Here is a 10,920-nt window from a genome sequence, read left to right as displayed (position 1 = left end):
TAGCAAAACCATTTAAGTGGACGAAAAGTGCAGAAAAGATAATTGCATCCGTTGAACGGGCTAAAAAAGTATTACCTAATTAACCGCATGGCCCACTAGCATACCTCTTCTCCCCTTAATTCACCGTTAAGTGGGAGAAGTTTATAAGAACCCCTACTACGAAGTAACCACACATATGCGCTCAGCTTCTTTTCTGGTCTTTTTAACGGCCTTAAGCGTTTCAGGCCCTCTTTCAATTAATTTCTTCCTCGCATTACTGCCTGCAATGGCAGACGACTTTTCGACGAATGCCGCTACGATCCAATTAACAGTAAGTGTTTATCTGATTGGCTTTGCTGGAGCGCAACTTGTTATCGGTCCACTTTCTGATAAATTCGGCCGCAAGCCTGTTTTGGTTTATTGCTACGCCCTTTTTTCTTTAGCGTCGCTTGTTTGCGTGTTTTCAACAAGCGCCGAGCTATTAATTGCCGCACGCTTTATTCAATCGATAGGCGGCTGTGCAGGCGTACTGATTAGCCGAGCGATCGTAAGAGATGTGTATTCTCCAAAAGATATGGGCAAGGTCATGTCTTATATGATAACGGGATTTTCTATGGCTCCACTAATTGCCCCGGCCATAGGCGGCTTTCTCGGAGTACATTTTGGTTGGCGTAGCCTTTTTATTGTGTTTACCGTTCTCGGTGGCGGTTTAATGCTCTGGACATTATTAGGCTTTGAAGAAACAAACACTAAGCGAAATCCCCATGCATTTAACCTGAAAGCTCTCTTCATTAACTACGCTTCATTACTGCTCAACAAACACTTTTTCGGATACTTCACGGTCGTATCAACATCGGTTGCTGGCGTTCTTACCTACACCTCTGCGTCCAGTTTTGTACTCATAGAAGTACTGGAAGTTCCGGCTCAATACTATGGGGTTTTATTTAGTATCACGGCTTTCGGTATGTTTATAGGCAGCATCATTTCTGCAAAACTCAGTGGAAGGTACTCCAGCGAGATTGCAGCAAAGAACGGTGTGATTTTTTTATTCATTGGTGGCCTGCTAATGGCAACGTTACCACTTATTGGCATCGTCTCCATTACCAGCATTGTAGGCTCTATGTTTATCTACGCTGTTGGCAACGGCATTGTTATGCCATCAGCTATGTCTCTAGCCATTATGCCCTTCCCGAAGAAAACGGGTGCTGCTGCGGCATTAATAGGATTCGCCCAGGGTGCGCTGGGTGCGTTATGCGGGTACATTGCCGGCCAACTTTATAATGGCACCGTTATTCCTATGGCGCTGACCATTGGAATACTTGCCGTGATAGCGTGTTTAGGACTGCTGTTCAGCCAGAGCATCAAGCCCCAAACATCCACTTGAGTGGTTGGCCATAGCCAAGGGCACTCAATCACACAACCAAACGGGAAGCTTTTATAAACGTGCATTTTAAATGCAGTGACGCCAGCGCGGGCACTGTACTAACTTACAAAAAAACCAGTCTTGCTGACTTGAACCAAAGACTGCCTGGTTGATTTGCACGCAAATCTGGCCCACCGACGATGCGGACAAAATCTTGAACTACGTTGGAGAGAGTCCAAAAACGCAAAAACCCGCATGGTTAGCGGGTTTCTGGACTTTCAATATGGTGGGCCTAGGCGGACTTGAACCGACGACCAATCGATTATGAGTCGACTGCTCTAACCAACTGAGCTATAGGCCCTTAACAAGAAATGCATCTGTCACGCTGGTGAACAGTGCAATTTGGAAAGTTCGCGCATTATAACGCGCAAACCGCGCAAGTCTACCCAGTGCGTTGATTTTTAACCATTTTTCAGAGCCTTGAGACACTGCAGGGCTCATTGCTGACGGGTGGTTAAGCCGGCTGCGCGGTTGTCTGGGATTTCAAGGCTGGCAGAGAGGCTTTCATGGAAAATCGCTCAAAAAATCACCTAAATGCCAACAAAGGTCAATTTTAATCAATTTGTTTGCAAGATAAATCAGATCTAGGTTGATCTGCAGGGGTGTAACTACGAGAATATGCGCTAAGTTTATTAGTGGCGCGATGCTTAAGTTCAGCTCCGGTTTACTCTTATTTTCTGGCTAACAGCCTTAAGCGCGTCATTTATTACAAGAATAATAGGCCAGCGGTTTTACCCCTCTGGCGGCAGCTTTAATCTCTCTACAAAATAAGGAACGCAATAATGAAAGACTTACACTTTGGTGCAGGCAACATTGGCCGTGGTTTTATCGGTAAGGTTCTGGCCGATGCTGGCGTGCATGTAACGTTTGCCGATGTTGCAGACGATTTGATCAACCAGCTGAAAGAAAAGAAAACCTACAACGTGAAGGTTGTTGGCAGCGAATGCCGCACTGAAGCTGTGAGCAATGTTGACGCCGTGAACTCTAAAGACGCGGATGCTGTGATCGCACAGGTGGCCACGGTTGATCTGATCACCACGGCGGTTGGCCCTACCGTTCTGAACATCATCGCTAAAACCATTGCCGATGGCCTGGCCAAGCGTATTGAAGACGGCAACGAAGGTTTCCTGAACATTATTGCCTGTGAAAACATGGTTCGCGGCACTACGCACCTGAAAAACGAAGTTCTGAAGCACCTGGATGAGAAGTACCACGCGAAGGTTGAAGAGCTGGTTGGTTTTGCCGATTCTGCGGTAGACCGCATTGTGCCACCGGCCGACAGCGAAGACCCGCTGGAAGTCACCGTTGAAGAGTTCAGCGAGTGGATCGTTGATCAAACTCAGTTCAAAGGTGACGTACCAAACATTAAAGGCATGGAACTGACCGATAACCTGATGGCGTTCGTTGAGCGTAAACTGTTCACCCTGAACACCGGTCACCTGATTACGGCTTACCTGGGTGCACTGGCCGGTCACAACACCATCCGTGAAGCGATTGAAGACGAAGCCGTTAAGGCTGACGTTCAGGCAGCAATGGAAGAAAGCGGTGAAGTACTGATCCGCCGCTACGGCTTTGAAGCCGATGCCCACGCGGCCTACATTCAGAAAATTCTGGGCCGTTTTGCGAACCCTTACCTGGTGGATGAAATCGACCGCGTTGGCCGTCAGCCTATCCGTAAGCTGGGCCCTGCCGACCGCTTAACCAAGCCTCTGCTGGGCACCATGGAATACGGCATTGCCAACGACCACCTGATTAAAGGTATGGCCGCTGCCTTCTTCTATGTAAATGAAGATGACCCGCAAGCAGTTGAACTGCAGGCAATGTTTGCGGAAAAAGGCCTGAAAGAAACACTGGCTCACTATTCAGAACTGCCGGTAGACAGCAGCGAAGTAGCGCGCGTAGAAGCCGCTTACCAGGCGCTGAAATCTGCTTAACAACCCCTCTGAGTGCCCTTCCGGGCACTCTGCTTGCTCCCTTGCAGGGTGCATACATTTTACAAACGTCACTCTTTCTCATTCCCGCAATTTAGACACTGGCACGAATAAGCAATAAAGGTACAATCGAGGTAACTATTCGAACTGGTAACCTCATGCTCAGCCCGCTGCTCGTCGCAAAAAAAATATTTCTTGATGCTGCACAAGTTAAAGACCAGCAGGAGCTGGTTCAGCTTATTGTGCAACGCATCCGTACTGCGCTCTCAGCCGACGTATGCAGCCTTTACCTGATGATTGATGGCGAGCTGGTGTTAACCGCCAGTGAAGGGCTTGCCGCTGAAGCCATTGGTGTTATCCGCATGCCGCTTGGTCAGGGCCTGGTCGGTACCATTGCCCAGCGCCAGCATTTGCTGAATCTGCCCTATGCCGATAAACACCCTAACTTCCGTTACTTTAAAGAAACCGGCGAAGAGCGTTATCAGGGCTTTCTGGGTGTACCGCTGATCCATCAGGGCAACGTGCTCGGTGTTTTGGTTGTTCAGGTAAAAGAGACCCGACGCTTTACCGAAGAGGAAGAGGCGTTCCTGATCACCATGGGCGCCAACCTGGTTGCCAGCCAGGCCATTGGGCTGGTGCGTGCAACGGAAGACAACGAACCGGATGATGCCGCCACACCTCAGGCAAATAAAATCCGGCGCATACGCGGCTTGGGCGGCGCACCGGGCACGGCAATCGCCAAGGCCTGGGTGGTACGCAACGAAATCACTCTGGAAGAAATTGAGATTAAGCCCGGCTCCGGTATCGAGTTTGAGCAGGAGCGCATTCGCGATGCCTTCGAGAACAGCCTGGAAGAGCTGGATGGTGATGATGCCACCCACGGCGATACCGAAACGCTCTCGGCGCTGATCGAGGTATACAAGCTACTGCTCAACAGCCCGGAGCTGCATGCGGCCATTCAGCAGCACCTGAAGAGTGACATCAGCGCCAGCAGTGCATTAAAACTGGCCATGCTGGAACAAATCGCTGTATTCGATGCCATGGACGACCCGTACCTGAAAGCCCGTGCCGACGATCTGCGAGTGCTGGGTGCGCGGGTTTACCGCCAGCTGCAAAACTACGAGCCAGAGGTCATTGAAACCGATGTCCCCATTGTGCTGGTTGGCGAAAATATCACCGTCGACCACTTTGGCCGGCTCGATGCCTCGCTGATTGCCGGCATCATCAGTAATCAGGGGTCTACCCTGTCGCATACCTCGGTACTGGCCAACGCTTTGGGTATTCCGGCGGTTGTCGGCCTGGATGATGCCAATCTGCGCAGCCTGCATGGCACAGAAGTGATTATTGAAGGTACCCGCGGTTTCGTTATTACCAACCCACCGGAACCGGTGAAAGAAGAATTCCGCCGGCTGATCCAGCAGAACAAAGCCCGTCAGGCCGACCTTGCTCACCTGAAATCTCTGCCTGCAGAATCAACCGATGGCCAAACCGTTCGCCTGTTTACCAACACCGGTTTGCTGGCAGACATTACGCCGGGGCTGGAGCGCGGCTCGGAAGGCATTGGCCTGTACCGCTCTGAAATTCCGTTTATGGTGCACAACACCTTCCCCACGGAAGAAGAACAGGTGCGCATCTACAAGGGCGTGCTTTCAGCCTATGCGCCTAAACCTGTGGTCATGCGTACACTGGATATCGGTGGCGATAAGGCACTGCCCTACTTCCCGATTAAAGAAGAAAACCCTTACCTGGGCTGGCGCGGTATTCGTTTTACGCTGGATTACCGCAACATTCAGCTCGATCAAATCCGCGCCATGCTGCTGGCGAATATCGATAACGATAACCTGCAGATTATGGTGCCCATGCTCAGCCGGGAAGACGAACTGCTGCGCGTGCACGCGCTGGTCGATGAAGCGATCAAACAGCTGAAGGAAGAAGGATACCCGGTTCATAAGCCTTCCATCGGCATCATGGCCGAAGTTCCGGCCATTATCTGGATGCTGCCGCGCCTGCGTGACTATATTGATTTTGTCTCTATCGGCTCCAACGATTTAACCCAGTACATACTGGCCGTCGATCGAAACAACCCGCGGGTTGCGCATTTGTATTCGCACTTCCACCCGGCGGTACTCAGCGCGATTTATCATATTGTGCGCGAATGCCGCCGCCTGAACCTGACGGTGAGTGTCTGCGGTGAAATGGCCTCCGACCCGAAAGCCGTACTCATTCTGTTGGGCATGGGGGTACGCACGCTCAGCCTCTCGGCCTACAAGCTGCCGCTGGTGAAGTGGCTGATTCGCCACAGCAACATGCGCGATTGCCGGGTAATGCTGGATGAAATACTCGATCTGGCCAACGAAGTGGAAATACAGGAACGGCTGGAATTAAAGCTGAAAGAAATCGGGTTTACCGAGCAGTTTGAATCTTAAGCTGGCCTCGAACCGCATGAACGCTGCGCCCGCCTGTACGCGGGCGAATGCCGATTAAAAGAAGAAGTAGCGCGCCAGCTGCAGAATAATCAACGCAAAAATACCGGCGATGACATCATCAATCATGATGCCCAGGCCACCGTGTACGCGCTTATCCAGCCAGCCAATCGGAAATGGTTTTAAGATATCGAACAGACGGAACAGCACAAAACCAGCCACTATCCACGCCCAGTGGAACGGCAGCGCAATCATGGTAATCCAGTAACCGACAAATTCATCCCACACAATGCCGCCGTGATCGTGCACCCCCATATCTTTAGAGGTTTGCCCGCACAGGTAAACACCCAACAGGAAGCTCAGCACAATAACCGCCAGGTAAGGCCAAAGCGGTAGCTGTGCCAGTAGCAGGTACACCGGAATAGCGGCCAGCGTGCCAAAGGTACCCGGCGCTTTAGGGGCGGCGCCACTGCCAAAGCCAAAGGCTAAAAAATGTACCCAGTGATTATTCCAACGGCGTTGAGATGGTTCAGACATCGGTTTCCTGCTTTAAAAATGTTGATAGCCTTGCCACGGCAAGGTGATAAGTTGCCCGCCATCATACCAGTTAACGCCGGCCTCGCCTGCTTCCACCCGGCCAATGCGGGTAACTTTTTGCGAAAGCCCGGCGGCTAGCTGCTCAATAGCGGCTCGCTTACCGGGTTCAGCCGTGAAGCAAAGCTGGTAATCATCGCCACCGCTGAGCCCAAGCTTTAATCCCTGCGACCCCTGATCCGCCAGCCCTTTGGCCAGTGGCAAATCCGCAAGGTTGATGCACAGGCAAACACCGCTGGCGCGGGCAATGTGGCCGGCATCGCCCATCAGGCCATCGGAAATATCGATGGCACTGTTCAGGTAAGCAGCCACCTGCAGAGCAAACGCCACCGGCAACGGCGGGTTCCAATAGGCGGCCAGCCATTCCGGTTCTGCCTCGGCCGGGTCGGCACCGGTAACAAAGGGGACCGCAGCGGCTGCGCCCCCTAAACTGCCGGTAACCCAGATGTCATCACCCGGCTTTGCGCCACTGCGCAATACCGGGCTGTTGCTGCTGCCATGAACGCTGACCGTTACGGTAATCACCGGCGAACGGGTGGTATCGCCACCCGCCAGAACGATGCCGTACTGCTCAGAAAACGACCGCAGTTGTTGTGCAAAGCTGGCCAGCCAGCTTTCACTGGTGTTTGCCGGCAGTGACAGCGCCAGGGTAAAAAACTCAGGTTTGGCGGCCATCGCGGCCAGGTCGCTCAGTGCCGGCAAAAAGGCCCGTGCCGCAACCTGCGCGCCGGTTGCGCCTTCCGGGAAATGCACACCCTGCACGGCGGTATCGGTGGAGACAACCAGCGGCACATCACTTTGCCAGACCAGGCAATCATCACCGATGCCCTGCTTCAGCTTGTTGGATTTCAGCGGCCAGCCGGAAAAGTATTTCTGTATGAGTTCAAACTCGCGCATAAAGGTTCAACCTGAAATGGATGGCGCATTATAGAGACATTCCGGCCACGGCTGAAAACTGTTGCAGCGATAATAGGCCAGTTTCCTGTATATAGGAGGCAGAGTGCTACCCGAACACAGTACAATGGCGACATCTGATTTCACGGGAACCATTATGCTATCTGATCCGATGTTTTACGCAGTCGCCATACCCGCGGTGCTGATCTCCAGTATTTCCAAGGGAGGCTTAGGCGGTGGTTTAGGTGTACTTTCTGTACCGTTGATGTCTCTGGTCATCCCGCCAACTCAGGCGGCCGCGATCATGCTGCCCATTCTTTGCTTCATCGATTTGTTTGCGCTGAAGAGCTTCCGCGGCACCTTCGATAAAGAAAATCTGAAAACACTGATACCGGCGGCACTGCTTGGTATTGTCATCGGTACTCTGTTTTTCAATAAGCTGTCGACCGCTCATATCAAACTGCTGGTCGGTGCTATCTCTATCGTCTTTGCATTCAACTGGATTTATCAGACCCTCTTTGGGCGCAGCCAGAAGGTGAAACCGGCGGGCAGAGTTCGCGGCCTGATCTATGGTGCTGTAGCAGGCTTTACCAGCTTTAACGTTCATGCCGGCGGGCCACCGATCAATATGTACCTGCTGCCGCAAAAGATGGATAAAACCCTCTTTGTAGGCACCACCGTAATCTTCTTCACTGTTGTTAATTACACCAAGTTGATTCCCTATGCATTTCTGGGTCTGTTGGATTTCAGCAACCTGAAGGCCTCTCTGGTGCTGATGGTTCTGGCGCCAATCGGCGTAAAAATAGGTGTGTGGGCGCACCACAAGTTGCGTGATAACTGGTTCTACTGGATTTGCTACGTAGCGCTGTTCATCACTGGCTTGAAGCTTTCTTATGAAGGCATCAGCGCTATCATTCAGGCATAAAAAAGGGCTGAGTAATCAGCCCTTCTTGTTCACTGGTACGGCTCCGCAGCCGTTAACCTATATCCCCGTTAAAGTTGAGGCCCTGCGGCAACCAGGCGCTTACCTTCTTCGTTATCCGTAAATTTCTCAAAGTTCTTCACAAAGCGGCTACCCAAATCTTCTGCTTTAACGGTCCATTCAGACGCATCGGCATAAGTATCGCGAGGGTCAAGCACCTTCGGATCAACCCCCGGCAGTGCCAGTGGAATTTCCAGATTAAAGATAGGCAACATCTTGGTTTCGGCTTTATCGATAGAACCATCCAGAATCGCATCGATAATACCGCGCGTATCCTGAATGGAAATCCGCTTACCGGTGCCATTCCAGCCGGTGTTTACCAGATAAGCATCGGCACCACAGGCTTCCATACGCTTCACCAGTTCTTCGCCGTACTTGGTTGGGTGCAGCGTTAAGAAGGCAGCACCAAAGCAGGCCGAAAACGTAGGCACTGGCTCGGTAATGCCGCGCTCGGTACCGGCCAGTTTGGCGGTAAAACCGGAAAGGAAATGATACTTGGTCTGGTCTGCTGTTAATTTTGCGACCGGCGGCAACACACCAAACGCATCGGCGGTTAAGAAGATCACCTTGTTGGCGTGACCACCCTTTGACACCGGTTTAACGATGTTGTCGATATGGTAAATCGGGTAAGTGACCCGGGTATTTTCAGTCACAGAGCCATCGTCGTAATCGCAGACACCGTTATCATCCACGGTGACGTTTTCCAACAAGGCATCGCGCTTGATGGCATCGTAAATATCCGGCTCGGCTTCTTTGCTCAGGTTAATGGTTTTGGCGTAGCAACCACCTTCAAAGTTAAACACGCCGTGATCATCCCAGCCGTGTTCGTCATCGCCAATCAGAGCCCGTTTCGGATCAGTTGAGAGCGTGGTTTTACCGGTGCCGGAAAGCCCGAAGAAGATCGCCGTTTCGCCATTGGCCGCCATGTTGGCAGAGCAGTGCATCGACGCCATGCCGTTCAGTGGCAGGTAGTAATTCATCATCGCGAAGATGCCCTTCTTCATCTCGCCGCCATACCAGGTGCCGCCGATTACCTGCATCTTTTCTGTCAGGTTAAACACCGTAAAGACTTCAGAGTTAAGGCCGTGCTCTTTCCATTTTGGATTCGTGGTTTTAGAGCCATTCAGCACCACGAAATCCGGCTCGCCATAGCATTCCAGTTCTTCCGGGCTGGGTCGCAGAAACATGTTGGTCACAAAGTGCGCCTGCCAGGCAACCTCAACAATAAAGCGTACCTTCAAGCGGGAGTTTTCATTACAGCCGCAGAAGGTATCAACAACAAACAGGCGCTTATTGGACAGTTGCTTATTCACCTGCGCTTTCAGGTCGTTCCAGACTGCCTGAGTGGTGGGCTTGTTATCATTTTTAGATTTTTCACTGGTCCACCAGATGGTGTCTTTAGTGACATCATCCATCACGATGAATTTATCTTTAGGTGAGCGGCCGGTAAATTCACCGGTCATCACGTTGACTGCGCCACTCTGTGTTAAAACACCCTTTTCAAAACCCTCCAGCTCAGGGTTCATCTCTTCTTCGAACAGCTGTTCATAAGACGGGTTATAAATGATTTCTGTTGTGCCTTCGATACCGTATTTAGTCAGATCGATACGTTGAGCCAAAGCTTCTTTAGTCACTGCGTCCATATATACACTCCTGATAGAGAGATTTGTTATTCATTGGAATGGTCAAACCATTGAGAATGAGCCAGCGTCATTCAGTAATGTTGTTCTTTAAGATTGGAGGCAAGGTTGATAACTGCCTGGGGGATCAGGATAAAAAGGGGGCATACAGGGGAACCGTTCAGCGAGTTTGAATTCCGGCCGTCTTTTCATCGAGTTACTCCTTAATGGACCCTGCCTTTCAACAGATTCATCCATTCAAATTTTATTTTTATTATTTTTTGAGTGTTAACTGCGTTTTTCAGCGCAGGCTACAACCTTTTTTTCAATTGACTGTTGGTTAATAGCCGCTGACGAACGCTATTTATTCTACTTGAGTAGCAAAAATTATGTTACACACCAAAACCATAAATATTTCTGAATGCATTCGGTATGAAATTTAATTACAAAATCAGCAGAAAAATTTGACTGCGCTTGCGCATCGTTTTCAACAGGCTTAATTAACATTATAGCGTTGATCCGAAATTTGCCTGCCAAACTCCTTTGACAAACATCAACTAACCTTTCAGCGTTAATTCCTATTAATGATATTCAGAACGACTGATATGCCATTTAACTTCTAAGACGACCGAACCCGAATGACAGCCCACCTACGTGCTCCAAATTGCGCTCTTTAAAGATTTTATTGGCGCAAGGGTGGCCATATTTATTTACGAATACGGCCTTTTGGTAACAAAATTACATAGAAATTCTTTCGGTAAATTTTAAGTATTCAGCTTCGTTATGCACTTCTGGCTCGCCAAAAACAAAAAAGCCCGCAATTGCGGGCTCAATATTAAATTGTCTGACATTTAAATAGGTCGGGAACCGTATTTGTTTTCAGGCTTCTTCGGTGGGTCGGCACGGTAACCGGTTTCAACTTCGGTGACGGAACCACCGTTAGCCAGAAACGATTCAACATCGGAGGCCATTTCTGTTCGCAGATTCTCATTGCACTTCGGAGTGCGCGCCAGCTCTTCTGAAGTTACTGGCCCTTCGGATGTTTTTTTGGCAACTGTCATCTTTATAACTCCCT

8 protein-coding genes and 1 tRNA gene are annotated in these 10,920 nt (G+C 50.5%); 4 read left to right on the top strand and 5 right to left on the bottom strand.

Features of this window, described 5'->3' with window-relative positions:
• Positions 1-175 precede the first annotated feature (175 nt).
• On the top strand, positions 176-1,363 hold the full coding sequence (locus BCF53_RS15500) for a multidrug effflux MFS transporter (protein WP_132702999.1): 1,188 nt from the start codon (positions 176-178) through the stop codon (positions 1,361-1,363).
• A gap of 263 nt (positions 1,364-1,626) precedes the next feature.
• Here the strand turns inward: BCF53_RS15500 and BCF53_RS15495 are convergent.
• Positions 1,627-1,703, bottom strand: a tRNA-Ile gene (locus BCF53_RS15495).
• Positions 1,704-2,184: 481 nt separating this feature from the next.
• Between BCF53_RS15495 and BCF53_RS15490 the strand changes: the two genes are divergently transcribed.
• Together BCF53_RS15490 and ptsP are read left to right on the top strand one after the other, a co-directional pair.
• Positions 2,185-3,336: a mannitol-1-phosphate 5-dehydrogenase gene (locus tag BCF53_RS15490; RefSeq protein ID WP_132702997.1), complete on the top strand. Its 1,152-nt coding sequence runs from the start codon at positions 2,185-2,187 to the stop codon at positions 3,334-3,336.
• A gap of 155 nt (positions 3,337-3,491) precedes the next feature.
• The gene (gene ptsP, locus BCF53_RS15485; RefSeq protein ID WP_132702995.1) at positions 3,492-5,759 is read left to right on the top strand and encodes a phosphoenolpyruvate--protein phosphotransferase; all 2,268 of its coding nucleotides are present in this window, start codon (positions 3,492-3,494) and stop codon (positions 5,757-5,759) included.
• A 54-nt stretch (positions 5,760-5,813) separates the two neighbouring features.
• On the opposite strand, the gene BCF53_RS15480 is transcribed toward ptsP, so the two are convergent.
• Both BCF53_RS15480 and thiL read right to left on the bottom strand, forming a co-directional pair.
• Positions 5,814-6,293: a phosphatidylglycerophosphatase A family protein gene (locus tag BCF53_RS15480; protein WP_132702993.1), complete on the bottom strand. Its 480-nt coding sequence runs from the start codon at positions 6,291-6,293 to the stop codon at positions 5,814-5,816.
• A 12-nt stretch (positions 6,294-6,305) separates the two neighbouring features.
• The gene (gene thiL / locus BCF53_RS15475; protein WP_132702991.1) at positions 6,306-7,247 is read right to left on the bottom strand and encodes a thiamine-phosphate kinase; all 942 of its coding nucleotides are present in this window, start codon (positions 7,245-7,247) and stop codon (positions 6,306-6,308) included.
• 154 nt (positions 7,248-7,401) lie between these two features.
• On the opposite strand from thiL, the gene BCF53_RS15470 reads away from it, so the two are divergent.
• A complete protein-coding gene (locus BCF53_RS15470; RefSeq protein ID WP_132702989.1) occupies positions 7,402-8,169 on the top strand; it encodes a sulfite exporter TauE/SafE family protein in 768 nt (255 codons plus the stop codon).
• A gap of 68 nt (positions 8,170-8,237) precedes the next feature.
• Here the strand turns inward: BCF53_RS15470 and pckA are convergent, their stop codons facing one another.
• A complete protein-coding gene (gene pckA / locus BCF53_RS15465; protein ID WP_132702987.1) occupies positions 8,238-9,869 on the bottom strand; it encodes a phosphoenolpyruvate carboxykinase (ATP) in 1,632 nt (543 codons plus the stop codon).
• A gap of 827 nt (positions 9,870-10,696) precedes the next feature.
• A complete protein-coding gene (locus tag BCF53_RS15460) occupies positions 10,697-10,906 on the bottom strand; it encodes a hypothetical protein (protein WP_132702985.1) in 210 nt (69 codons plus the stop codon).
• Positions 10,907-10,920: the final 14 nt, after the last annotated feature.

The organism is Reinekea marinisedimentorum (genome assembly GCF_004341165.1).
Lineage (GTDB): Bacteria > Pseudomonadota > Gammaproteobacteria > Pseudomonadales > Natronospirillaceae > Reinekea > Reinekea marinisedimentorum.
Note: the sequence above shows the minus strand (reverse complement) of the source record. Positions and strands in the feature narration are given on the sequence as shown.